This is a genomic window from Bradyrhizobium cosmicum, from assembly GCF_032290525.1.
In the GTDB taxonomy this organism is placed as follows: Bacteria; Pseudomonadota; Alphaproteobacteria; order Rhizobiales; family Xanthobacteraceae; genus Bradyrhizobium; species Bradyrhizobium cosmicum_A.
In genome coordinates, this window is the sequence record NZ_JASXTA010000004.1 from 116355 (window position 1) to 141449 (window position 25095).

23 protein-coding genes are annotated in these 25095 nt (G+C 64.4%); 14 read left to right on the forward strand and 9 right to left on the reverse strand.

The window, feature by feature from the left end; genetic code table 11:
* Positions 1–234 precede the first annotated feature (234 nt).
* Complete coding sequence (locus QSV46_RS09075) at positions 235–1665, forward strand: aldehyde dehydrogenase family protein (protein ID WP_314949462.1); 1431 nt, start codon at positions 235–237, stop codon at positions 1663–1665.
* 169 nt (positions 1666–1834) lie between these two features.
* On the opposite strand, the gene QSV46_RS09080 is transcribed toward QSV46_RS09075, so the two are convergent.
* Positions 1835–2803 (reverse strand): SMP-30/gluconolactonase/LRE family protein, encoded by a 969-nt coding sequence (locus QSV46_RS09080; protein WP_314949463.1) that lies wholly within the window; start codon positions 2801–2803, stop codon positions 1835–1837.
* Positions 2804–2891: 88 nt separating this feature from the next.
* On the opposite strand from QSV46_RS09080, the gene QSV46_RS09085 reads away from it, so the two are divergent.
* Positions 2892–3716, forward strand: coding sequence for an NAD(P)-dependent oxidoreductase (locus QSV46_RS09085; protein ID WP_314949464.1), 825 nt, complete (start codon positions 2892–2894; stop codon positions 3714–3716).
* Positions 3717–4424: 708 nt separating this feature from the next.
* Here QSV46_RS09085 and mddA read toward each other — a convergent pair.
* The 4 genes from mddA to QSV46_RS09105 form a co-directional block, all read right to left on the reverse strand.
* Positions 4425–5198, reverse strand: a complete 774-nt coding sequence (gene mddA, locus QSV46_RS09090) for a methanethiol S-methyltransferase (RefSeq protein WP_314949466.1) — start codon at positions 5196–5198, stop codon at positions 4425–4427.
* A gap of 77 nt (positions 5199–5275) precedes the next feature.
* Positions 5276–5557, reverse strand: coding sequence for a hypothetical protein (locus tag QSV46_RS09095; protein ID WP_314949468.1), 282 nt, complete (start codon positions 5555–5557; stop codon positions 5276–5278).
* Between the two features lie 139 nt (positions 5558–5696).
* Positions 5697–6110: a hypothetical protein gene (locus tag QSV46_RS09100; protein WP_314949470.1), complete on the reverse strand. Its 414-nt coding sequence runs from the start codon at positions 6108–6110 to the stop codon at positions 5697–5699.
* Between the two features lie 47 nt (positions 6111–6157).
* Positions 6158–6463 (reverse strand): nickel-binding protein, encoded by a 306-nt coding sequence (locus QSV46_RS09105; protein ID WP_314949472.1) that lies wholly within the window; start codon positions 6461–6463, stop codon positions 6158–6160.
* 155 nt (positions 6464–6618) lie between these two features.
* On the opposite strand from QSV46_RS09105, the gene QSV46_RS09110 reads away from it, so the two are divergent.
* Positions 6619–8412 carry a winged helix-turn-helix domain-containing protein gene (locus tag QSV46_RS09110; protein WP_314949473.1) on the forward strand — a complete coding sequence of 598 codons (1794 nt, stop codon included), beginning with the start codon at positions 6619–6621 and terminating at the stop codon, positions 8410–8412.
* 77 nt (positions 8413–8489) lie between these two features.
* Here the strand turns inward: QSV46_RS09110 and QSV46_RS09115 are convergent, their stop codons facing one another.
* Complete coding sequence (locus QSV46_RS09115) at positions 8490–9197, reverse strand: GntR family transcriptional regulator (protein WP_314949475.1); 708 nt, start codon at positions 9195–9197, stop codon at positions 8490–8492.
* A 173-nt stretch (positions 9198–9370) separates the two neighbouring features.
* On the opposite strand from QSV46_RS09115, the gene QSV46_RS09120 reads away from it, so the two are divergent.
* Positions 9371–11089, forward strand: coding sequence for an IlvD/Edd family dehydratase (locus tag QSV46_RS09120; protein ID WP_314949477.1), 1719 nt, complete (start codon positions 9371–9373; stop codon positions 11087–11089).
* Between the two features lie 29 nt (positions 11090–11118).
* On the opposite strand, the gene QSV46_RS09125 is transcribed toward QSV46_RS09120, so the two are convergent.
* Positions 11119–11913, reverse strand: coding sequence for an enoyl-CoA hydratase/isomerase family protein (locus tag QSV46_RS09125; protein WP_314949478.1), 795 nt, complete (start codon positions 11911–11913; stop codon positions 11119–11121).
* Positions 11914–12157: 244 nt separating this feature from the next.
* On the opposite strand from QSV46_RS09125, the gene QSV46_RS09130 reads away from it, so the two are divergent.
* Positions 12158–13378: an NAD(P)/FAD-dependent oxidoreductase gene (locus QSV46_RS09130; protein WP_314949480.1), complete on the forward strand. Its 1221-nt coding sequence runs from the start codon at positions 12158–12160 to the stop codon at positions 13376–13378.
* Positions 13379–13525: 147 nt separating this feature from the next.
* Here QSV46_RS09130 and rbsK read toward each other — a convergent pair whose 3' ends face one another.
* Together rbsK and QSV46_RS09140 are read right to left on the reverse strand one after the other, a co-directional pair.
* On the reverse strand, positions 13526–14443 hold the full coding sequence (gene rbsK / locus QSV46_RS09135) for a ribokinase (protein ID WP_314949481.1): 918 nt from the start codon (positions 14441–14443) through the stop codon (positions 13526–13528).
* A 17-nt stretch (positions 14444–14460) separates the two neighbouring features.
* Entirely contained in the window at positions 14461–15354 is an 894-nt protein-coding gene (locus QSV46_RS09140; protein WP_314949482.1) for a sugar kinase, read from the reverse strand.
* A 209-nt stretch (positions 15355–15563) separates the two neighbouring features.
* On the opposite strand from QSV46_RS09140, the gene QSV46_RS09145 reads away from it, so the two are divergent.
* The 9 genes from QSV46_RS09145 to QSV46_RS09185 all read left to right on the forward strand — a co-directional run bounded on the left by QSV46_RS09145 (position 15564) and on the right by QSV46_RS09185 (position 24900).
* On the forward strand, positions 15564–16412 hold the full coding sequence (locus tag QSV46_RS09145) for a VOC family protein (RefSeq protein WP_314949484.1): 849 nt from the start codon (positions 15564–15566) through the stop codon (positions 16410–16412).
* Positions 16413–16643: 231 nt separating this feature from the next.
* Positions 16644–17303: a TetR/AcrR family transcriptional regulator gene (locus tag QSV46_RS09150; RefSeq protein ID WP_314949980.1), complete on the forward strand. Its 660-nt coding sequence runs from the start codon at positions 16644–16646 to the stop codon at positions 17301–17303.
* Positions 17304–17582: 279 nt separating this feature from the next.
* Positions 17583–18392 (forward strand): ABC transporter permease, encoded by an 810-nt coding sequence (locus QSV46_RS09155; RefSeq protein WP_314949486.1) that lies wholly within the window; start codon positions 17583–17585, stop codon positions 18390–18392.
* A gap of 57 nt (positions 18393–18449) precedes the next feature.
* A complete protein-coding gene (locus QSV46_RS09160) occupies positions 18450–19442 on the forward strand; it encodes an ABC transporter substrate-binding protein (protein WP_314949487.1) in 993 nt (330 codons plus the stop codon).
* Positions 19439–20287 carry an ABC transporter ATP-binding protein gene (locus QSV46_RS09165; protein ID WP_314949489.1) on the forward strand — a complete coding sequence of 283 codons (849 nt, stop codon included), beginning with the start codon at positions 19439–19441 and terminating at the stop codon, positions 20285–20287. Before QSV46_RS09160 ends, QSV46_RS09165 begins: the two co-directional genes overlap by 4 nt.
* A 4-nt stretch (positions 20288–20291) precedes the next feature.
* Positions 20292–21689: a hypothetical protein gene (locus tag QSV46_RS09170; RefSeq protein ID WP_314949491.1), complete on the forward strand. Its 1398-nt coding sequence runs from the start codon at positions 20292–20294 to the stop codon at positions 21687–21689.
* Positions 21686–22837, forward strand: coding sequence for a Gfo/Idh/MocA family oxidoreductase (locus QSV46_RS09175; RefSeq protein ID WP_314949493.1), 1152 nt, complete (start codon positions 21686–21688; stop codon positions 22835–22837). The genes QSV46_RS09170 and QSV46_RS09175 overlap by 4 nt, the downstream gene beginning before the upstream one ends.
* A gap of 9 nt (positions 22838–22846) precedes the next feature.
* Complete coding sequence (locus tag QSV46_RS09180) at positions 22847–24037, forward strand: dihydrodipicolinate synthase family protein (RefSeq protein ID WP_314949496.1); 1191 nt, start codon at positions 22847–22849, stop codon at positions 24035–24037.
* Positions 24037–24900, forward strand: a complete 864-nt coding sequence (locus QSV46_RS09185; RefSeq protein ID WP_314949498.1) for a sugar phosphate isomerase/epimerase family protein — start codon at positions 24037–24039, stop codon at positions 24898–24900. The genes QSV46_RS09180 and QSV46_RS09185 overlap by 1 nt, the downstream gene beginning before the upstream one ends.
* Positions 24901–25095 lie beyond the last annotated feature (195 nt).

Genomic DNA, 25095 nt, shown 5'->3' on the forward strand with positions numbered 1-25095 from the left:
CGGGGCACGAGAGGTGTTTGCGCTCGTTCTAATCTCGTGTCCCGGACGCGGCGCGGCATGAAATGACGCGACGCTGAGCCGGGACCCACGGCGCTTGCCTCGGTTCAAACCAAGTCCCATATTCCGCCCGTCCGCAGCAACGCTGGCCCCGCATATGGCGGGTTCAATTGCCGGCGCTTTCGTGCAAGGATGCCTCCGAAACGCCCCCACCAAGCCCCCAAGAAGAGGTTAACGATGGTCAATCGCATGCAATTCTACATCGATGGCGCCTGGGTCGATCCCGCCGTCAAGAAGTCCACCGCCGTGGTCAATCCGGCGACGGAAGAGGCGATGTACGAGGTTGCGCTGGGCTCGAAGGCCGATGTGGACAAGGCCGTTGCCGCCGCCAAGCGCGCCTTTGTGACGTTCTCCCAGACCAGCCGCGACGAGCGCGTCGCGCTGCTCACCAAGGTCATCGAAATCTACAAGGGCCGCCTCAAGGACATCGGCGCCGCCGTCTCCGACGAGATGGGCGCGCCGCTGCCGATGGCGGAGAAGCTGCAGGCCGGTGCCGGCCTCGGCCATCTCATGACCACGCTCGACGTGCTCAAGAACTATCATTTCGAGGAGCCGGTCGGCACCGCCATGGTGCTGCGCGAGCCGATCGGCGTGGTCGGCATGATCACGCCCTGGAACTGGCCGCTCAACCAGATCGCCTGCAAGGTCGCGCCTGCGCTTGCCGCCGGCTGCACCATGATCCTGAAGCCGTCGGAGTTCACGCCGACCTCGGCCTTGATCTTTGCGGAAATCCTCCACGAAGCCGGCGTGCCGAAGGGCGTGTTCAACCTCGTCAACGGTCTCGGCCCCGAGGTCGGCGCCGCCATGAGCGAGCACCCCGACATCGACATGATCTCGTTCACCGGCTCGACCCGCGCCGGCATCGACGTGGCCAAGCGCGCGGCTCCGACCGTGAAGCGCGTCAGCCAGGAGCTCGGCGGCAAGTCTCCGAACGTCATCCTCGAAGGCGCCGACCTCACGAAGGCGGTGACCGGCGGCGTGATGCACATGTTCAACAACTCCGGCCAGTCCTGCAACGCGCCCTCGCGCATGATCGTGCCGCTGTCCAAGATGAAGGACGTCGCCGCGATCGCGAAGGCGGTCGCCGACAAGACCAAGGCCGGCGATCCCCGCGCCGAGGGCACCACCATCGGCCCGGTCGTCAACCGCGGCCAGTGGGACAAGATTCAGGGCCTGATCAAGAAGGGCATCGACGAGGGCGCAACGCTCGTCGCCGGCGGCCCGGGCCTGCCCGAAGGCGTCAACAAGGGCTTCTATGTCCGCCCGACCATCTTCGCCGACGTCACCCCCGACATGACGATCGCCCGCGAGGAAATCTTCGGACCGGTGCTGACCATCATCGGCGCCAAGGACGAAGCCGACGCCGTGCAGATCGCCAACGACACGCCCTATGGGCTTGCCGGCTATGTCTCGGGCGCTTCCGTCGAGGACGCCAAGCGCGTCGCCCGCCAGATCCGCGCCGGCAACGTCAACCTGCAGGGCGTGCCGAACGACCGCACCGCGCCGTTCGGCGGCTACAAGCAGTCCGGCAACGGCCGCGAGTGGGGCAAGTACGGCCTCGAGGACTTCCTCGAAGTGAAGGCCGTTGCCGGCTTCAACGCGGCGTAAGTCTTATCGCCTGAACGAACGAAACGCCGGAGCGGGAAACCGCTCCGGCGTTTTTGTTTGTTCGTCATTGCGAGCGAAGCGAAGCAATCCAGGAATCTTTCCGCGGAGACAGTCTGGATTGCTCTCGTCGCAAGTGCTCCTCGCAATGACGAGGAGGGAGTTGGGGGGTCTATCCCCCGACCGCGCCCTGCGTGTTCACATACAGCGCGTAGATCGACTGGCTTGCGGCCATGAACAGGCGGTTGCGCTTGACGCCGCCGAAGCAGAGATTGGCGCAGCGCTCGGGCAGCGCGATGCGGCCGATCATGACACCGTCGGGCGCGAACACCACGATGCCGTCGAGCTCGGGATCGCCCATGCCCCAGCCGCACCAGAGATTGCCGTCGATGTCGCAGCGCATGCCGTCAGGCGTGCCCGGACCGGCATCGATGTGCACGCGCTTATTGGAAATCGTGGTGCCGTCAGCGGAGACGTCATAGGCGAGGATTTTCCGGTTCGGCACGCCGCGGGATTCCACGACGTACAAAATCTTCTCATCCGGCGAGAAGCACAGCCCGTTCGGCCCGAGCACGCCTTCGGCGACGATGGTCGCCTTGCCTGTCTCCGGATCGAGCCGGTAGACATTTGGATCGATCTCTGGCTCCGCCTTGTAGCCCTCGTAATTGCCGAGCAGGCCGAAGGTCGGATCAGTGAACCAGATCGAGCCGTCGGATTTCACCACGACGTCGTTCGGCGAGTTCAGCCGCTTGCCGCCAAACGAGTCCATCAGCACGCTGATGCTGCCGTCATATTCGGTACGCACCACGCGCCGCCCACCATGCTCACAGGTGACGAGCCGGCCCTGGCGATCCCTGGTATTGCCATTGGCGAAATTGGAAGGCTTGCGGAACACCGAAACGGTGCCAGTCTCTTCCTCCCATTTGATGATGCGCTGGTTCGGGATGTCGCTGCACAAGAGATAGCGCCCGTCGCCGAACCACACCGGCCCTTCGGCCCAGCGCAGGCCGGTCGTCAGCCGCTCCACCGCCGAGAGCTTCAGCCAGTATTTTTCGAAGCGGGGATCGAGTGTTTTTATCGCGGGATCCGGGTAATAGGTCGCCGGCCGCCAGCCTTGGTTACGGGACGATGCCTCATTCATGTCGGTTCTCTCGTTTCGTTCCCTCTGGACAATCCTGCTATCATTAGAGACATGTGACCGCAAATCGGTTGCACATACGAGGAAAGACATGCTGCGCATCTTGATGACGGGAGCTTCGGGCGGGATTGGAACGCGTCTGCGAAAACTATTGCCGCCGATCTATCCGGACCTGCTGCTCAGCGACATCCGTCCTCCTGCGGATCTCGGTGCGAACGAGCAGTTCAAGGCGGCGGACCTGTCCGACCTTTCGCAATGCGAGGCGATCTGCGAGGGCGTCGACGGCATCATCCATTTCGGCGGCTATTCGGTCGAAGGCCCGTGGGACGACATCCTTCAGGCCAACATCATCGGCGGCTACAATCTGTTCGAGGCCGCCTACCGCAAGGGCGTCAAGCGCGTGGTGTTCGCCTCGTCCAATCACGTGGTCGGCTTCTATCCGCGCCACCACAAGATCGGCACCGACGTCACCGTGCGCCCCGACGGCCGCTACGGCGTCAGCAAGGTGTTCGGCGAGGCGGTCGGCGCGCTCTATGCCGACAAGCACGGGCTGAAGGTCACCTGCATCCGCATCGGCAATTGCGACGAGCGGCCGCTCGACCATCGCCGCATCGCGATGTGGCTGAAGCCGGAAGACCTGGTGCAGCTCTGCCAGATCGGCCTCGAGCATCCCGACATTCATTTCGAGGTGTTCTACGGCGTCTCGCTGAACGAGCGCGCCTGGTGGGACAACAGTCGCGCCTACGAATTCGGCTATCGCCCCACCGGCCGTTCCGAGGATCACGTCGCGCACGCGATGGCTGAGCAGGCCAAGCTGAAGCCCGATCCGATCGGCGACCATTTTCAGGGCGGCTCGTTCGCCAGCAACGAGTTCGATGGCGACACGAGCCGGATTATCGACTGGAACAAGCGGTAACGGACAGGTTGACGATTGCGGCGAACAGCTGCGCTGCCTCGCCCCGCTCACGGAGAGAGGGCGAGGTGAAACGGAGTCTTAGGGACGGTAGCGGCCGGACCCGCGAAGACGGCGGCGCGACTCCGCTGAGGTCCTGAACGCGCCGGATGTCTATCGACGGTTCTTGTTTCGCTCGCAGAACAGCAATCCAGCGGTCTTGGATGTTTTTGCGCTACCAGATGCGTCGGCCACCGCCGTGTTGGCCGGGCCCCCGGCACCTCGTCCAAGCTGGAAAGAGTCGCCAACTCCGACGACAAAGGCCCCTGCGGCGGGGGCATATTCCGTCCAGCCCTTCGGACAGGCAGGCAGATTGAATGCCAGGACCGTATGCTCCGGCAGATCTTGTGCAGTGGCGGGAAAAGTGGCGGCGCTGAGAACGACTGTCGCAAGCAAAGCTGCAATTCGCATTTGAAAAACCCCAGTTGGCCGCCAAAACGGCGGTGGCCAACCATAATTCGGAGTGCGCAGCTCCGCCCGCCTAAATAAGGACGTCGGTGCCTATAATCGCGCCATGCCGGCAAAAGCATACCGGCCGTCGCCGGGTCCTGTTTGTTGGCGGTCAGGTTCTAAGCGCGGCCGCTCCGGCGTCGTTGCAAGCGGACCCTCAACGCCAGGAAGAGGTAATCAACCCCTCCTGATCGTCGAGCGGCATGGTAAGCGTTTGCCCAATCAGAACAGACCCGGGATCAACATGGCGACCTTCTCTCTGTAATGACGGTACTGATCGCCGAACAGCGCCACCAGATCGCGTTCCTCGAGCCAGATGCCGACGAAGATGTAGGCCGTCGTGACAACCGCAAAAAACAAGTGCCCGAGCGTCATGTGCGGCGTCGACCAGAACGCAACGATGAAGCCGAGATAGATGGGATGCCGGATCAGGCCATACCGCCCCGGCGTCCTGAACATCATCGGGTGGGCGAGCCGCCCCACAAAATGACTGATGACCTGTGTCAGCCCGAACAACTCGAAATGACTGATCAGGAACGAGCTGTACAGCACGATCAGCCAGCCCGCGAAGCCGCCCGCAACTGCGGCATAGGCAAGCGTCGGCGTATCGATGGACCAGATGACGGCCGTCATCGGCTGCCATTGCCAGAATAGCAGGATCAGGCTCAAGCTCGCCAGCAATACATAGGTGCTGCGCTCAAGTGCTGGCGAGGCGACGCTCGCGAACAATTTCTTGAAGCCTCGGCGCGCCATGCCGCTGTGCTGGACGGCAAAGAGCGACATCAGCGCGAGATTGACGATGAAGGCATGTGCCGTAGAGGTCGTCGCTCCACTGTCGATCGTCTTCGGCACGATGAGCTGTGAGATGAAACCGGCTGCGTAGAGGAAGGTGCCGAAGAAGACGAAGTAGGCGAGCACGCCGTAGCCCAGCACAAAGCTTCGTGCGGCGAGCGAGCTCTGGGCCTGGGTCGGTCCGTGCTGCAGGGTGATGGACATGACGGATCTCCTGATGTGCGGTGGGGTATCGACGGCCGCGGGCGACAGCTGACATTCGCCCGCGGCTCAGGTCGGGGTTAGATGCAGGCGGGCCCAATGCAGACCTTCTTCACGTTGCAAAGGTTGCCGAGGCAATCGACCGGGTTGCGGTTGCCCGGCCTTTCCCGGACGGTGACTCCACCACCGCCTGCGCTGCGATGATCGCGAACGTCGGGCTGCCCTTCGCGATGTTCGCGGACGACCGGCTTGTCGCGGTGGTCGCGGACCGTCGTCGCAGCCGACGCCGCGGCGAGGCTCATCACCACGCCGATGATTGCAATGGTCAGGGTGGTTGTCTTGGACTTCAGGAGCGAGTTCATGGGTTCTTCCTCATGTGGGGGACTCTGTTGCAGTGACGCGTGCTCTGACGGCGACGGCCGATTTGCCTTCGCCGGCGGAGTTGGTGATGTACGACGCTTGATGCGTCGGTCGAATCTTCAAGAAAGGCACGGGCCGGACTCAGCGCGAACGATGGTCGCGAATTGTCGGGTTGCCCGCTGGCGTGACGCAGCCACCATCCGGCGTATGGGTGTGGTTGCGCGTGTCACAGACCGTCCGGGACGCCTGCTGGGCTCGGCCGCCGCGATGATCGCGGACGACCGGCACGTCCGCTTTGGCCGCGGCAGGCGAAAGCGACCCGGCAACGATCATACCGAACAGCGCGGCGCGGACACTCAGGCGGCGGCCATAGCGGCTGTCGTCTTTCAACCGGCCATGCCCAGGTTTCGTCAGCATGAATTGCGTTGCCGCCCGTTCGCGCTTGGCCAGCATGCCGGCAACCGACCGATCGATGAACCGCCGCAGGCGGATGAGGACGGCGGCAAGATAATTGTGCGACGAGTTCAGCGCGGGCGCTTGGAATGGCGTAGGCATTTGGTTTCTCTTCGATGAGTTGGTGAGGACGGCACCCGCGCTGAATGCTATTCGGCGGCGGCCGTTTGTTGAGCGGGATCGCTGCGCACGACGACGGTGGCGGCGACCTTGTAGAATTCCTCGCCTGGCATGCCGACGCGACGCGCATGCTCGCGGATGGAATCGCCGTCGCGGGCCTCGTAGATGCAGAAGGTGCCGATGCGACCGTCCGCCTCGTGGACCACGTAGCTGCGGATCCAGCGGACGCGATCTGCCATCTGCTCGTTGCCGATCTGCGCTGACTTCGCGCCGGCGGCTTCCAGTTCACCCAGGTTGGCCCAGGCGTTCGGGCGACGAATGACGTAGAGTTCCATTTGATATCTCCTCTGTGTTTGGATCGTTTGACCCAGCCGGCCGCGAGGACCGCATGAGGAGCTATAGGCGCAGGCAGCGCTGACCGTCCTTACCGCGGCCTGATCATTTCCTGATCCTTGTCTGAACCTTCTCCGTGCTGCCCAGACATAACGACATGACCCTCAGGTTTGGGCCCTTCGAGCTCCACGAAGCGAGCCGCGTCGTCCTGTACGCGCGGCATGAAGTGCCGTTGCAGCCGCGGGTGTTCGACCTGCTCGTGTATCTCATTCGCAACCGAGAGCGGGTCATCGCGAAAGACGAGCTTCTGGACGCCGTCTGGCCGCGCGTGACCGTCACCGACAATTCGCTGCAGCGGGCCGTGAGCATGCTTCGCACCATGCTGCGCAAGGGCGGCATGGACAGCGCGATCCGAAGCGTGCCGGGGAAGGGATATCGGTTCTGTCTCGAGGACGAATGCGGGCCCCAAGGTCAGGCGCCGGACATCTTCGCTGAGAACGCGTCAGACGCGCGGACCCGGGCGCGGGGCGCCGCCGCCTCGCATGCGTGGGTCGAGGCCGCAACGCTGTTCGAGACTGCGGACGCCGCGCAGCTGCTCGAGGGCGAAGATCTTCATCAATGGGCTCTGGCTCTTCAGTGCACCGGCAAGACCGATGCCGCCATTCCGCTTTTGGTCCGCGCCGTCACCGCACACACCAAGGCCGGTAATGTGACGTACGCCGCAATGGACGCCGTCGCGCTCTCGGGCCTGCACTTCGAGCGTGGCCAGGCGGCGATCGCCAAGGGCTGGCTGGCGCGTGCGGAGGATTGGGCCGCCGAGGTCGACGATCCCGCGACGACAGCACTGATCCTGTGGATGAAGTCAAAGGTCGCCGCGTTCGACGGCGAGCCGGAGTTCGCGTTGTCACTCGCCGACGCGGCCTACAGCGCGGTCCGGCACAAGGACGCCCTCAATATCGAGGCACTGTCCCTGGCCTACCGCGGCTTCTATCGGCTATGCCTCGGCGATACACGCGCAGGACTGGCCGACCAGGATCATGCCGCCACGCTCGCACTCTCCAGCACCCAGCTCGATCCGATCATGGGCGGCATCCTCTACTGCAACATCCTGTGGGCGTCGCGGATGTTCGGCGATTGGGCGCGCGCCGACCAATGGACGCTGGGCTATCAAAAATTCTGCTCCGAGAATGGCATGGAACTGACTGGCTCGTGCCAGCTCCACCGCTCGGAAGTTCTCGGCGTCAGAGGGTCGCTCGGCGAAGCCCTGTCTCGTGTTCAGGACTCGCTGGCACGCCTCCACAGCGATGCGCCATGGTCGATCGGAGATGCCAATCGTGTCCTGGGCGATATTCAGGCCGCCATCGGCAACGACGACGCAGCGCTCGAAGCCTACGACAAGGCTTACTCGTTCGGCTGGTGTCCTGAGCCGGGCCGCGCGATGCTGTTGCTGGAGCGGGGCGAAGCAGAAGCGGCCTATGCGAGCCTTGAACGCAGCCTGATTGGCAAGACCTGGTGGACATTGCAGCGACGGGGAATTCTGTTCGCGCATCTCGCGCTGCTTGCAGCGCATACGGGCCGGCGTGACCAGGCCCTGGAATTGATCGACGAACTGTCCGGAAGTCCCGATCGCTGGCCCATGCCGTCAATCCGCGCGCTGACGAACGAGGCGCAGTCCGTGCTTGCACACGTCAGTGGCGACCACGAGACTGCCCTGCGGCACCTGCATCTCGCCCGGCAGCTCTGGTCGAGCATCGAGGCAAGGGTGCAGGCCGTGAGGCTGAGACTTCGGATTGCGAAGCTCCAGCTGGAACGTGATGACGTCCGAGGTGCCTCGGCGGAAATACATGCGGCCCAGCTCATGACCGGCGAACTGGGCTCCCACAAGCTGCAGGCCGATTGCACTGCCTTGCAACGCGAGCTCGACATGCGGGCGCCCGGACGCGCCGCTTAGAGGCCTTTGGAAAAATCGTGTCGGTCGGTTCGCACGACGTGCTCCGCTCTGTTCTCGTCAGCGGACAGAGTGGCGTCTCAGACTTGTGATTGCGCGCCCACGCGTTCAGCTTCCTCGCCCGCGATCCGCGCCAGATAATCCTTCTTGCTGAACTGCATGTGATCCACGCAGAGCTGCGCCAGCGCCCAGCTATCGCGGCCCTTCAGCAGCTCGATCATCAATTCATGCTGGCGGCGCGATTGCGCGAGACCTTCGCGGTCGGCGAGGTTCTTGGCGCGCATCGGCAAGGTCAGGTTCATGTAGTCTTGCAGCGAGCCCACCAGATAGGGATTGCCGCAGGCCGAGAACAGCGCGAGGTGAAAGGCGTCGTTGGCCTCGTGGATGCCGCGCAGGTCCTGCGCGTCCGCTCTCGCGCAATACCGCAATTGCAGTGCGGTCAGCTCGTCGATCAGGCTTTGCGGGGCGGGCAGGGGGATCATCAGCGCGGCCTGCCGGGTCAGCATCTCCCGGACCTCGTAGATCTGCCGGACCTCCTCGGCCGAATAGAACCGTACGGTGGCGCCGACGTTCTTCTCGCGGCGGACGATGCCGCGCCGCTCCGCATCCACCAGCGCCTGGCGCACGAAGTGGCGCGAGGTGCCGTAAGCCGACATCAACGCGTCCTCGGTCAGGCGCGCGCCCGGCGGCAGGCGGCCGAAGATGATGTCCTCTTCCAGCCGCGCAACAATGTCGTCCGGATCGTCGCGCCGGACCGGCGTTGCCTCAGCGGCGCGAATGTCGGACATGCCCTCAGTCTCCCGGCGCCTGGCCGATGGCTCCTGTGGAGCAGGGAAGGCGCAGATTGTCAATAATTTGTGCGCCAAGCGGTGCCTGGAGCCCAGAAACGGGGCAAATTGGCTCAACCTTATTGACAATCAGGGGGCAGGCTGTACCACAATGGCAAGCAAGGAGTGGCATGATGACGAGTGGGTTGCGCAAGGGTTTGACGAGCTATGGCGATGCCGGCTTCTCGCTGTTCCTTCGCAAGGCATTCATCAAGGCCATGGGCTATTCCGACGACGCGCTGGAGCGTCCGATCGTCGGCATCACCAACACCTACAGCGACTACAATCCCTGCCACGGCAACGTCCCCCAGATCATCGAGGCCGCCAAGCGCGGCGTGATGTTGTCGGGCGCGATGCCGTTCGTGTTCCCGACCATCTCGATCGCCGAGAGTTTTGCGCATCCGACCTCGATGTATCTGCGCAATCTGATGGCGATGGACACCGAGGAGATGATCCGCGCGCAGCCGATGGATTCGGTGATCGTGATCGGCGGCTGCGACAAAACGCTTCCCGCGCAGGTCATGGCCGCGATCAGCGCCGATCTGCCGACCGTGGTCATCCCGGTCGGGCCGATGGTGGTCGGCCATCACAAGGGCGAGGTGCTGGGCGCCTGCACCGACTGCCGCCGTCTCTGGGGCAAGTATCGCGCCGGCGAGATGGACGATTCCGAGATCGAGGCGGTGAACGGCCGCCTTGCACCATCGGTCGGCACCTGCATGGTGATGGGTACGGCTTCGACCATGGCCTGCATGATCGAGGCGATGGGCCTGTCGCTGCCGATGAGCGCGACGATCCCGGCGCCGCATGCCGAGCGTTTCCGTCTGGCGGAGGCCAGCGGCAAGGTCGCCGCCGAGATGGCCAAGACCAAGGGGCCGAAGCCGAGCGAGCTGTTGACGCCGGCGTCCTTCAAGAACGCGCAGGTCGTGCTCCAGGCGATCGGCGGCTCGACCAACGGCCTGATCCATCTGACCGCGATGGCGCATCGCTCGCCGCACCGGCTCGATCTCGGGGTGTTCGACCAGATCGGCCGCGAGGTGCCGGTGCTGGTCGATCTCAAGCCGTCCGGCGAGCACTACATGGAGCACTTCCATCACGCCGGGGGCGTGCCGAAACTGCTGGCGCAGCTCGGCGACCTCGTCGATCTCGATGCGAAGACCATCAGCGGCCAGACGCTGCGCGACGTTGTCGCCAATGCGGAGGACGTGCCCGGCCAGGATGCGATCCGTTCGCGCGATAATCCGATCAAGAAGGAAGGCGGCCTTGCCGTCCTGCACGGCAATCTCGCGCCGCGCGGTGCTGTCATCAAACAGTCGGCCGCGAGCCCGAAGCTGCTGCAGCACACCGGGCGCGCCGTTGTGTTCGAATCCGTCGAAGACATGACCCTGCGGGTCGACGATCCCGATCTCGACGTGAACTCCGACGACGTGCTCGTGCTGCGCAATGCCGGACCCAAGGGCGCGCCGGGCATGCCCGAGGCGGGTTATCTGCCGATCCCGAAGAAGCTCGCGCGCGGCGGCACCAAGGACATGGTGCGCATTTCGGATGCGCGCATGAGCGGCACGGCATTCGGCACCATCGTGTTGCACATCACTCCGGAATCCGCCGTCGGCGGCCCGCTGGCGCTGGTGAGGAACGGCGACATGATCCGCCTCGATGTTGCCAAGCGCAGCATCGAGTTGCTGGTCGATGCCGCCGAGCTGGAACGGCGTCGCGCCGCCTTGAAGCCGGCCGCGGCGCCCGAGGAGGCGCGGCGCGGCTACGCCTGGCTGTTCAACGAGACCATCATGCAGGCCGACGATGGCTGCGATTTCGATTTCATGCAGAGGACTGGGAAGCAGAGCGAAAAGGGGTGATCGGTCACCCAAACTGTCCGCAGTGAGCGCTACTTGCCCTTGCTGGTGAATTTCTTCACGGCAGCACGAAACTCCTCGGTGTTCATTGCCATGATGATCTTGTGCTCCTCGGCGTCGAGCTGTTGTTTTACGGGCGTGATGGCCGCCTGGTAGACCAGCGACTTGGTGCCGGCGATCGCCGCCTGCGGGTTCTGCGCAAGACGCTCGGCGAGCTGTCGCGTGGCCGCCTTCAGCTCGGCTGCGGGGACGACCTTGGCAACCAGGCCCCATTCATAGGCCTGCTGCGCGGTGAAGTTGTCCTCGGACAGGAAGATCTGCAGCGCGCGGCGGGAGCCGACCGTGCCGACGATCCCGACCGTAGAGCCGCCGTCGGGCGATACGCCAATCTTCGCATAGGCCGGCGTGAATTTGGTGTCCTCCGCGGCAATGCAGAGGTCGGTGACGAAGGCGAGGCCCATGCCCGCGCCGGCCGCGGAGCCGTGGACGCTGGACAGCGAAATCTTCGGCATCCGCCGGATGATCTCGATGAAGGCGTGATAGTGCTTCAGGAGCTCGCCGACGACCGGCGTCACCTTGCCCGCTTCGGCGGCGGCTCCAATCGTCTGAAGATCGCCACCGGCGGAGAACGCGCGGCCTTCGCCTTCGAGCACCACGACCCTGATCTCGTCGGCGCTTTCGATATGGGAAGCGAGCTGCTCGAGCTTTTGCGCGATCGGAAGGTTGATCGAGTTGAACGCGGTGGGGCGGTTGAGGGTGATGGTCGCGATCGGACCGTCGACCCGCAGCAGAGCGGGATCGTCGGGCTGGGAGACGGGAGCTGGCATTGGAAAAATCCCCGGCTAGAGGTTCGTTGCTGCAACTAAATCGCAGAAGGCGAGGGGTGACAATCCCTGGCCGCCAGTGCCCCGCGTACGGGGCCTTGCGTCGCGCGGAATGATCGGCTCAAATGGGCCGCCTTCGTTTAGGAACGGACACGAGCGCCGGCTCCTCCTAGGCTAGCCAAGCCAATATCAGCGAGAGAGGAGACGACATGGGTGACGCTCGTGTCTTGCGGAAAAGGGCTGTCCAATGACGGATGGTCCGGTGATCATTGTCGGTGCCGGCCATGGCGGCTACCAGGTCGCGGCATCCCTGCGCCAGGCGGGCTTTTCTGACCGGATCTGCCTCATCAATGACGAGGCGCATTTGCCCTATCAGCGGCCGCCGCTGTCCAAGGCCTACATCAAGGGTTCCGCCGGGCCGGAGAGCCTGATGTTCCGGCCGGAGAAGTTTTACCAGGAGCAGACCATCGAGCTGATCGCGGCCCGTGCCGTGTCGATCGATCGCGCCGGACGCAAGGTTCTCCTCGCATCCGGCGAGACGCTGCCTTACGGCCACCTGATCCTGGCTACCGGGGCGCGCAACCGGCTGCTCGACCTGCCCAACGCTAACCTGCCCGATGTGAAATATTTGCGCATCCTCGACGACAGCGAGGCGCTGCGAAAGATCATGCCGTCGAAGACCCGCGTCGTGGTCATCGGCGCCGGCTTCATCGGCCTTGAATTTGCGGCCACCGCGCGGGTCAAGGGGCTCGAGGTCGACGTGCTCGAACTCGCCCCGCGCGTGATGGCGCGCGCGGTGACGGCGGAGGTCTCGGAATACTTCCAGCAGCGTCATCGCGAGGCCGGCATCCGCATTCATCTCGGCGTGCAGGCAACCTCGATCGAAGCCGATGGCGGCAAGGTCACCGGCGTTTCTTTGAGCGACGGAAGGCATCTGCCAGCCGACCTCGTCGTGGTCGGCGTCGGCGTGCTGCCGAACATCGAACTCGCGGCGGAGGCGGGACTTCCCGTCGCCGCCGGCATCATCGTCGACGAATATCTCTCGACGGCTGACCCGGATATTTCCGCGATCGGCGACTGCGCGCTGTTCGCAAGCCCGCGCTTCGGCGGATCGCTCCGGCTGGAATCGGTGCAGAACGCCACCGATCACGCGCGCTGCGTGGCGACGCGGCTGACCGGCAACAGCAAAGCCTATGACGGCCACCCCTGGTTCTGGAGCGACCAGGGCGAGGACAAGCTCCAGATGGCTGGCCTCACCACCGGCTACGACCGCGTCGTGCTGCGCGGCGATCCCGCCAAAAAGGCATTCTCGGCGTTCTGCTACAAGGGTGAAAAACTGCTCGGCATCGAGTCGGTCAACCGCGCCGGCGACCACATGTTCGGCCGCCGGTTGCAGAGCATGGATCGTTCGATCACGCCGGCGCAGGCCGCGGATGAAAGCTTCGACCTGAAGAGCGCGCTAGCGTGATCTTCTCCCTCTCCCCGTTCTTACGGGGAGAGGGTCGGGGTGAGGGGCTCTCTCCGCAGATGAGATGATCGCGAGACCTGTACCCCCTCACCCGGATTGCTTCGCAATCCGACCTCTCCCCGCAAGCGGGGCGAGGTAAGAAAAGCATCAGCCTGCGCTGATGATCGCCGCCACTTCCTTCGCCGTCGGCATCGACGGCCCGGCGCCCATGCGCTGCACGCTGATCGAAGCGGCGGCGTTGGCGAAGGCGAGGGCCGTGCGCAAGGCGATGCCGTCAGCCAGTTGCGCGGCGAGCGCGCCGACGAAACAATCGCCGGCGCCTGTGGTGTCGACCGCCTTCACCACGCGGCCGGGCACTGCAAGTTCCTCGCTGGCGGCGAGCGCCAGCACACCGCGCTTGCCGAGCGTGATGCAGATGGTCTGGTCCTCGCGCGCCTGAAGTTTTCGCGCGACGCCGATGATTGTCGCGGCCGCGTCGCTGTCGGAAAGCTCGGCGCCTGCAAGAAAGCCGAGCTCGGTCTCGTTCAGCACGAGGATGTCGACGAGTTCCAGCAACTCGCGCGAAAACGACTGCGCCGGGGCCGGGTTGAGCAGCGTCGTGGCGCCGGCTTCGCGCGCGCGCCGGAAGAACGCGGCAATCGTCGGCAGCGGAATCTCGAACTGGCTGACGGCGACGTCACCCGGCACGAGCGGCACGACGCGAACATCCTCGGCACTGAGCAGCGCATTGGCGCCGGGGATGACGACGATGGTGTTGTCGGCCTCCGCCACCGTGATGATCGCAGTGCCGGTGTGGGCCTGGGGGGTCTGCTGGAGATAGCCGAGGTCGATGCCCTGGTCGCCGAGGAACGTCCTCAGTTCAGCGCCGAAGGAATCCTTCCCTAGCCGACCGATCAGCGTGGTGCCCGCACCGAGCCGCGCGGCCGCGACCGCTTGGTTCGCGCCCTTGCCGCCCGGAAAGTACAGCACCTGCTTACCCGCGACGGTCTCGCCGACTTTCGGATGGCGATCGGCTGTCGCCACCACATCCATATTGATGCTGCCGGCGACGTAGACGCGCCCCATACGAACCTCTGCGAACACTAGACCCTGACTTCGAACTCGTGCCTGACCTTGGCGATGTCGACCAGCGTCGGCAGGCCGGCCTCGTTGCCGAGCCGCTGGATCTTGAAGGTCGAGGCGGCGCGGGCAAAGTCAAAATGCTCGCGCCAGCTTTTGCCGGGATGGGCGAGGTAGGAATAGACGTAAGCGCCGTGGAAGACGTCGCCGGCGCCGTTGGTATCGATCACGCGCTCGCGCGGGATCGGCATCGCCGGCATGACCTGCACCGTCCCGGTTTCGTCATACCAGAGCAGGCCCTTCTCGCCCATGGTGATGCCGCCAATCTTGCAGCCGCGGCTCTTGAGGTAATCGAGCATCTTCTCCGGCGTCAGGTCCATCTGCTCGCACAGCCGCTCGGCGACGATGGCGACGTCCATATATTCCAGCAGCTCATGCGTGTTGGTGCGCAGGCCGCCGCCGTCGAGCGAGGTCAGGATGCCGGCCTCGCGGCAGACCTTGGCATAGTGGAGCGCGGCATCGGGCTGGTGGCCGTCGACGTGCAGCGCGCGGCAGCCGCCGAGATTGAGCATCGGGAACGGATGGATGTGCTCGTCGTCGCGGCAGCGGACGATGGCGCGCTTGCCGTCCTTGGGCATGATGAAGGAGAGCGAGGACTGGTTCACTTTCCGCCCGTGCAGCGAGATTGCGTATTTCGCGCACATGTCCTGGAACATGCGCCCCAGCCAGTCGTTGGCGGCGGTCGCGATCAGGTCGGGCACGATGCCGAGCTTGGCGCAGCAGAACGCCGCCGTCACCGCGTTGCCGCCGAAGGAAACCGCGTAGTCGGAGGCCACGTGCTTCTCGTCGCCGGTCGGCATGTGGTCGGTAATGAAGACGACGTCGATATAGGTCTGTCCGATGAAGAGAGCCTGCATTGCTTGTCCGTGATGCGCTTGTGGTCCCGGCCGGCGCGCTTACTGTAACACCGGTTCCGCCGAGGGACCGCTGAAATTATTCGCAAACCGCCGTCCGAAGCGCTTGAGGTCGGCATGGTGCCGGAATACGACCATGACAGGGCAATGCCAAGCCCGGACAAACGCCGTCCTTCGGTCCACGGTTCCGAGGCGATCAAACAGGGGGCAATATGATCACCGGCCTCGATCACATCGTCGCTCTGGTCAGGGACATCGATGCGGCCAAGGCGGCCTATCAGACGCTGCTCGGGCGCGCGCCGGCCTGGCAGAATTCGGGCGAGGGTGCCGACCGGGTGTTGTTCACTCTTGCGAACATGACGATCGAGTTGATGGCGCCGAGCGGTTTCAATGTTGCTGCAGACCGGATCCGCGCGCTGCTCGATGACCGTGAGGGCGTCCTCGCCAGCCTGTGCTTTCGTGTCGCGGACATGAGCAGGATGCACCGGCGGCTGGAGCGGGTGGCGCTCAAGCCGGACCCGGTCGCCGAGGTCGAAAGCAGCGATGCCGTCACCGATGCGGTGCTGCACTGGAAGCGCACGCGCGCCGCCACGGAGCTCACGCGCGGCGTGCGCATGTTTTTCCTCGAGCTCGCCGAGGAGCGCCCGCGGTCTGCTGCGACCGACATCGCGCCGATCGACGGGCTCGACCACGTCGTGATCACCACCGAGGATTCCGACCGCGCCGCCGCGCTTTATGGCGCGCGGCTCGGCCTCGATCTCGCGCTCGACCGCTCGCACCAGGATTGGGGCCAGCTGATGTTCTTCCGCTGCGGCGACCTCATCGTCGAGGTCGTGCGCCGTCCTGTCGCGGGCGGCGATTCCGAGCATGACCGTCTCTGGGGCCTGAGCTGGCGGGTGGCCGATATCGACGCCACCCGCGACCGCCTGATCGCCGGCGGACTCGACGTCAGCGAAGTGCGCAGCGGCCGCAAGCCGGGCACACGGATCATGACGGTGCGGAATGGTACCTGCGGCATCCAGACTGTGCTGCTGGAGCGCTCGCCGAAGCCGGTGGATTGAGGGAGTCATTCCGGGGCATTGCGAAGCGACGAGCCCGGAATCCATTCCTCCACTTGCCCTGCCGCACGATGGATTCCGGGCTCGCGCTCAAGAGGGCGCGCCCCGGAATGACGACGTTTCTCAAATGCGCGCTCCCGTGTTACACGCTGACCTGAGATCACCCAGCGAGCAACCGGTTTGGCGAAAGCAGCGGCAAAGCGAACTCTGAAATGGCAGCGCGACCCCGAGGGGATGCGGCTGCGCATTCTCGAAGCCGCCAAGCAGGAGTTTTCTACCCACGGGCTCGCCGGCGCGCGCGTCGACCGCATCGCGGCCAAGGCCGGCGCCAACAAGCGCATGCTCTACTACCACGTCGGCAACAAGGACGAGCTCTATCTGGCGGTGCTCGAAGGCGCCTATGACAAGATCCGCAGCGAGGAGCGGGGGCTGGATCTCGAGCATCTCGATCCGCCCGAGGCGATCCGGCGCCTGATCGAGTTCACCTGGAGTTACTTCCTGCGTAACCCCGAATTCCTGTCGCTGCTCCAGACCGAGAACCTCGCGCGGGCAAAGCATCTGAAGCGCTCGACCAAGGTCAAGTCGATGCACTCGCCCTTCGTCGAGATGATCCGCACCGTGGTACGGCGCGGCGTCGAGAGCGGCGACTTCCAGGTCGCGGTCGATCCGGTGCAGCTCTACATCTCGATCGCAGGGCTCTGCTTCTTCTATCTCTCGAACTCGGCCACGCTGAGCGTGATCTTCGGCCGCGATTTGCTGGACAAGAAAGCCAAGGACGAGCGATTGGCCCACATGGTCGGCCTCGTGCTGGCGGCGCTGACGGGACAGTCGGCCGCGCTGTTCGATGCAGTGAAGGCGCCGACGAAGCGCGCCGCGGTGGCGCAGACGGTTTAGCTGCGCAGTTCGCTGGCTGGGATCTTCCACTGTTTCCTCAATCTCCGCCGTCATTGCCCGCGGAAGCGGGCAATCCAGTATTCCAGAGACGCTGGTGGGATACGGGGAAGCTGCGGCGTACTGGATTCCCCGCCTGCGCGGGGAATGACACCGAGGTGAGGCGGTCTCGCCCGCAAAAGTCCCGGAACCGGGCGCAAAACGTCACAGGGAAAGGGCTGGACAGTATTTATCCAACGGGTTAATTTCTCCTCCGAAGAACAAGAATGCCGGGAGTGAGACGTGGCTGAATTGAAGCCGCAAAGTGCGGTGTCCAAGATGCTGAATGCGGCCTGGATCCGGCCGTTTTTGTTTCTGGTCTTCATCATCGTGGCCTGGGATCTCGCGATCCGGCTGTTCAAGATCCCCGCCTATCAGATCCCGGCGCCGGGCGATGTCATTGCGGTGCTGCGCACCGAATGGCCGGAACTGCTACGCCAGTCCTGGCCGACCACCTATGCGACCGTCGGCGGTTTCGCGCTCTCCGCGCTATTCGGCATTCCCGTCGCCATGCTGATCGCGGGGTCGAAGACGGTGGAGAGCTATGTCTATCCGCTGCTGGTGTTCTCGCAGTCCGTCCCCAAGATCGCGATCGCGCCGCTGTTCGTGGTGTGGTTCGGCTTCGGCATTATTCCAAAGGTGATTTCGGCATTTCTGCTCGGCTTCTTCCCCGTGGTGGTTTCCGCCGTGCAGGGCTTCAAGTCCGTCGATCCCGACATGGTCGATCTCGCCCGCGCCATGCAGGGCAGCCGTTTCCAGGTATTCCGTGCGGTGAACCTGCCGCACGCGCTGCCGGCGATCTTCTCCGGCCTCAAGGTGTCGGTGACGCTCGCCGTGGTCGGGGCCGTCGTCGGCGAATTCGTCGGCTCCAATTCCGGCATCGGCTATGTGATGCAGCGATCGATCGGCACCTTCGACCTGCCGACGATGTTCGCAGCGCTGGTGATCCTGGCGCTGCTCGGCGTCGTCCTGTTCTGGATCGTGGACCGGATCGAGAAGCTGGTCATTCCCTGGCATGTCAGCCAGCGCGAGGACGTGATTTTCGCGTCTTAACCAAAGCAACGAACGGCCGCCAACGGCCGACACAAACAACGACAAGGGAGAGTGACGATGAAGCGATGGATAGGAGCTGTCTCGGCAGCGCTGATGGTGCTTGCGGCGATGCCGGCGCAGGCGGCCGACAAGGTCGTGCTGATGCTGAACTGGTACGTCTATGGCGAACATGCGCCGTTCTATTACGGCAAGGCCAAGGGCATTTACGCAGCCGAGGGCATCGAGCTCGAAATCCAGGAAGGCCGCGGCTCGGCTGCGACCACGCAGGCGGTCGCCGCCAAGACCGCCGACTTCGGCTATGTCGACGTGCCCACCATGATGCGCGCCGCGATCAAGGGCGCGCCTGTGGTTGCGACCGGCGTGCTGCTCCAGACCAGCCCGATGTCCGCCATGGGCTTTGCCGACAAGAACATCAGGAAGCCCGAGGACATCAAGGGCAAGACGGTGGCGATCACCCCGGCTGATTCCATGACCCAGATCTGGCCGCTGTTCCTGAAGAAGACCGGCCTGAAGGAGAGCGACTTCCAGACGGTTGCCGGCGACGGCCAGACCAAGCTCAACGCCGTCATCAACGGCCAGGCCGATCTGTTGCTCGGCTACGTCATGGACCAGTCGATGAAGATCAAGGACGCCACCGGCAAGGACGTCTATCCGATCAAGTTCGCCGACTACGGCATCAACATGGTTTCGTCGGGCATCATCGCCAACTCCGACTATGTGAAGGCCAATGCCGACCTCGTCCGCCGCTTCATGTCGGCGACGACCAAGGCGGTCGAAGCCGCCGAGAAGGAGCCGAAAGCGGCGGCACAGTCGATCCTCGATGCCAACCCCAAGGGCGGCAAGATCGACACGCTGACGCAGGGCTTTGAGCTGACCATTCCGCTCTACCGGACCGCTGAGACCAAGAGCAAGCGCCCGTTCCAGGTTACCGACCAGAACATGACGGACTCGGTCAATCTGATGGTCGAATATGGCGGGCTCGATGCCAAGGCCAAGGACAATCCGAAGGCGTTCTATACCAACGACTATCTGCCGAAGAGCGGCTCGTGAAACCAGCGAAAATTGTGAGTGACACCGTGCAGTCGGCCGCCCATCTGAGACTGGTGAGCGACCGGGCTGCCGGCGATGCGTCGGGCATCAAGCTGTCCGGCGTGTCGAAGACCTACCGGACGCGCGACGGCGATGTGCCGTCGCTGCGTCCGCTCGACTTTGACATCAACGACGGCGAGTTTTTCGTCGTGGTCGGGCCAAGCGGCTGCGGCAAGTCCACGCTGCTCAAGCTGATCTCGGGGTTGCTGCCGCCGACCACGGGAGAGATCCTGGTCGAGGGCGAGAAGGTGACGAAGCCGCACGGCAATGTCGGCATCGTCTTCCAGAACGCGCTGCTGCTGCCTTGGCGCAACATCCTCAACAACGTGATGCTGCCGATCGACATGAAACGGCTGCCGCGGCAAACATATCTCGAGCGCGCCAAGGCGCTGCTGAAGCTGGTCGGGCTCGACGGCTTCGAGAAGAAGCTGCCCTGGCAGCTCTCCGGCGGCATGCAGCAGCGCGCCTCGATCTGCCGTGCGCTGGTGCACGATCCCAAAATCATGCTGATGGACGAGCCGTTCGGCGCGCTCGATGCGCTAACGCGCGAGCGCATGAATGTCGAGCTGATGCGGATCCAGCGCGAGACCAGGAAGACCGTGCTGCTGATCACGCATTCGATTCCCGAAGCCGTGTTCCTGGCCGACCGCGTGCTGGTCATGACCGAACGTCCCGGCGCAGTCGCCGCGATCTACGACGTGCCGCTGCAGCGTCCGCGCTCGCTCGACGTCATGGCCGATCCCGTTTTCACCGAGCTCGTGCAGCGCATCCGCAAGCACTTTTTCTCGCAAGGTTCATTGGACTGAAGCCATGGCACCGCGCCTGAAGCTGCGAGACATCGCCTTCTTCGAACGTCCCGTGCAGTTCGCGCGGCCGTTCCGCTTCGGCGCGATCACGATCAACGCGACGCCGCAGCTGTTCGTGCGGGTCGAGATCGAGGTCGAGGGCAGGGGCGGTGCAGTCGGAGCCAGCGCCGAGTTGCTGGTTCCAAAATGGTTCGACAAGCGGCCGGAGCTATCACCGGCGCAGACGATTGACGGCTTGCGGCGCTCGCTGGCGATCGCGCGCGGGCTCTATTTGGCGCGAACCGGGTTTCTGACCGCATTCGATCTGCATGCCTCGTGCATCGGTGCTCAGGTCGCGACGTGCGCGAAGAAGAACATTCCGGCGCTTGCGGCGGCCTATGGCCCCGCGGAGATCGACAAGGCCATCCTCGACGCGCTGCTGCGCGGCGTCGAGACCAACTTCTTCGACGGGATGGCCGGCAACATTGCCGGCATCGATGCGCGGCTGTCGCCCGACCTGAAGGAAACCGATATCACGACGTTTTTATCTGGCCGGAAGCCGCTGCCGGGTGTTGCCATCAGGCATACGGTCGGCCTCGATGACACCGTTGAAGGCGAGGGCGGGGTTGCCGATGCCCGCGAGAACTCCGGTGCAGGGTACTTCAAGCTGAAGCTGTCGGGTGACCCCGTAGCCGATGCAGCGCGGCTGGCGCGCATTGGCAAGGAGCTCGATGCGCTGGAGCGTGACTATAAGGTGACGCTCGACGCCAACGAGCAGTACGCCGATCTGGCCGCACTGCGGGCCTTGATGGACCGGCTCGATCGTGATCCCGCGTTGCGCCCGGTCTCGTCGCGTCTGCTCTACATCGAGCAGCCGATGCCGCGCGACATCACCCGGCAGTCGCCGCTCGGATCGCTGGCCGCGCGTGGCTTCATCATCGACGAGGCCGACGATTCCTACGACGCCTTCCCGGCGGCACGGGCGCTCGGCTATCACGGCATCTCCTCGAAGTCCTGCAAGGGCCTTTACAAGTCCATCGTCAACGCAACGCGTGCGGCGAAATGGAGCGCGGGCGGCGAGAGGTTCTTCGTGACTGGAGAGGACCTGACCTGCCAGGCCGGGCTTGCCGTGCAGCAGGACCTCGCGCTTGGCGCCTTCATCGGCGTCACCCATGCCGAGCGCAACGGCCATCACTATGTCGACGGCTTCGGTGACACGCCGCCCGCAGAAGCACAGGCCTTCGCCGCCGCGCATCCCGATCTCTACGCCGATGCCGGGCAGGGCATCCGGCTCTCCATTCACGACGGCGATCTCCTGACGGGATCGCTTCATGCTGCGGGCTTTGCGACGTCGGTCCATCCGGACTGGTCGGCGCTCCGCCCGCTCGAACAGCCAACATCACTTCAGGAGCAATTGGCATGACCACCCAACGCCTCGGCCTCATCATGAACGGCGTCACCGGCCGCATGGGGCTCAACCAGCATCTGATCCGCTCGATCGTCGCGATCCGGGAGCAGGGCGGCGTCCGCTTGAAGAACGGCGACCGCGTGATGCCCGATCCGATCCTGGTCGGCCGCAGCGCCGAGAAGGTCGAGGCGCTCGCCAAGCGCTACAACATCACGCGCTGGACCACCGACCTCGACGCTGCGCTCGCCGACAAGAACGACACCATGTTCTTCGATGCCGCGACCACGCAGGCCCGGCCGGGCCTTTTGACCCAGGCCATCAATGCCGGCAAGCACGTCTATTGCGAGAAGCCGATCGCCACGAATTTCGAGGAAGCGCTCGAGGTCGTCAAGCTTGCGAATGCCAAGGGCGTCAAGCACGGCACGGTGCAGGACAAGCTGTTCCTGCCCGGCCTGAAGAAGATCGCCTTCCTGCGCGACTCCGGCTTCTTCGGCCGCATCCTCTCGGTGCGCGGCGAGTTCGGCTATTGGGTGTTCGAAGGCGGCTGGCAGGAGGCGCAGCGGCCGTCCTGGAACTACCGCGACGAGGACGGCGGCGGCATCATCCTCGACATGGTCTGCCATTGGCGCTACGTGCTCGACAACCTGTTCGGCAACGTCCAGAGCGTGAGCTGCATCGGCAACACCGACATTCCCGAGCGTTTCGACGAGCAGGGCAAGAAGTACAAGGCGACCGCGGATGATTCCGCCTATGCGACCTTCCAGCTCGAGGGCGGCGTCATCGCCCACATCAACATGTCCTGGGTCACCCGCGTCTACCGCGACGACCTCGTCACCTTCCAGGTCGACGGTACGCTCGGCTCGGCGGTGGCCGGCCTTTCCGACTGCATGATCCAGGCGCGGCAGGCTACCCCGAGGCCGGTGTGGAATCCCGACGAGAAGCGACTGCATGATTTTTACGGCGACTGGCAGAAGCTGCCGGACAACGTCTCCTACGACAACGGCTTCAAGGAGCAATGGGAGATGTTCATCCGCCACGTCTACGAGGACGCGCCCTACAAGTTCACGCTGCTCGAAGGCGTCAAGGGCGTGCAGCTCGCCGAATGCGCACTGAAGAGCTGGAAGGAGCGGCGCTGGATCGATGTCGCCCCGATCAAGGTCTGAGGAGGACACATGAACAAGTCCGTCCTGTCGATGTCGTCCCTTTCGTTGAAGCTGCCGAAGGCCGATCGCTCGATCGAGATCTACCGGCTCGCGGCCTCGCGAACGTTTCCCGCAAAGCTCGAGGGACCGCTGAACCGCATCGCGTTCTCGGCCGTGCACACGGTGGTCGATCCCTTCGCCGACAACGATCCCTGGCTGTCTGTCACTGTCGACTGGGACAAGACCATCGCTTTCCGCGAGCATGTCTGGGATCTCGGCCTCGGCGTCGCCGAAGCCATGGACACCGCGCAGCGCGGCATGGGGCTGGACTGGCCGACCTCGCTGGAGCTGATCACGCGCTCGGTGTCGGCCGCCAAGCGGCGCAACGCGCTGGTGTTCTCTGGCGCCGGCACCGACCATCTCGCGGTCGAGGATGCCAAAACGATCGAGGACGTGATCCGCGCGTATGAAGAGCAGATCTCGGCGGTCGAGAAAGTGGGCGGCCGCATCATCCTGATGGCTTCACGCGCGCTCGCAAAACTCGGCCGCAATGCCGACGACTACGCCAAGGTCTATGACCGCGTGCTGTCGCAGGTTCGCGAGCCGGTGATCATCCACTGGCTCGGCGACATGTTCGACCCGGCGCTAACGGGCTATTGGGGCACGAACGATCTCGACGAGGCGATGGACACGGCTGTCGCCATCATCAATGGCAACGCCGCCCAGGTCGACGGCGTCAAAGTCTCGCTGCTGGACAAGCAGCGCGAGATCGACATGCGCCGCCGCCTGGACAAGCGCATCAAGATGTACACCGGCGACGACTTCAATTACGCGGAGCTGATCGCCGGCGACGATCAGGGCTTTTCGCACGCGTTGCTCGGAATTTTCGACGCGATCGCGCCGGCAGCATCGTACGCGCTGTCGCGGCTGGCGGCCGGCGACGAGGCCGGCTTCCACGACGTGCTGGGACCGACCGTGCCGCTGTCGCGCCACATCTTCAAGTCGCCGACGCGCTTCTACAAGACCGGCGTGGTGTTCATGGCTTATCTCAATGGTCATCAGGACCACTTCACCATGGTCGGCGGCCAGGAGAGCACGCGCTCGACGCTGCATCTGGCCGAGCTGTTCCGTCTGGCCGACAAGGCTGGGCTGCTGGCCGATCCGGAATTGGCGACGCGGCGAATGAAGACGGTGCTCTCGACGCGCGGGATCGAAGCCTGATGCGCGACTTCTCGTCCGATCATCGCTGGCTGTCGCTGAACACCGCGACGGTCCGCAAGCAGGGTGATCTCGTCGAGATCATCGACGCCTGTGCGAAGCACGGCATCCAAGCCATCGATCCCTGGCGCGATCAGGTCGCTGCCGTCGGTCTCGACCGCGCCGCGCGTGCGGTGCGCGAGGCCGGCCTCGAGCTATCAGGCTATTGCCGCGGCGGCATGTTCACCTCGGACGCATCGCGCCGGGGCGAGGTCCGCGACGACAACCGCCGCTGTGTCGATGAAGCCAAAGCGCTGGGCGCGCCCTGCATCGTTCTCGTCGTCGGCGGCCTGCCGCAATATTCGCGCCCGGGCAGCGAAGCGTCCAAGGACATCGCCGCAGCGCGCGGACAGGTCGAGGAGGCGCTGGCCGAGATGCTCGACTATGCCAAACAGGCAAAGCTGCCGCTGGCCATCGAGCCCCTGCATCCGGCCTATGCGGCCGACCGCGCCTGCGTCAACACGACAAAGCAGGCGCTCGATATCTGCGACCGGCTCGATCCCGGCCGCAGCGGCATGCTCGGCGTCGCACTCGACGTCTATCACATCTGGTGGGATCCGGAGCTGGTGGGGCAGATCGCGCGCGCCGGAAAGGACCGCCTGCTCGCGTTCCATGTCTGCGACTGGCTCGTGCCGACAAAAGACATCCTCAATGACCGCGGCATGATGGGCGACGGCGTCATTGACATCAAATCGGTGCGCAAAGCGGTCGAAGCACAGGGCTTTGCCGGCTATTCCGAGATCGAGATCTTCTCCACCGACTGGTGGGCCATGCCGATGGACGAGGTGCTGCGCACCTGCATCGCGCGGCACATGACGGTGGTGTAGCTCCCACGAGCGCTGCGCGCAGGGGCTGCGACCTGTTGCAGCGCGTTGAAGCGCGCCTGTTGTTTGCTGCAGCGTGGCAAAGAACTCATTCAGAGCGGGTTCGACCAGCTTGGCGGCCGTCAGGACGCGCCTGGTCGTCGGGCGCGTCCCCTAGCCGCAATGCACTGCGCTTTACGATAGAGCGCCATGGGAGTA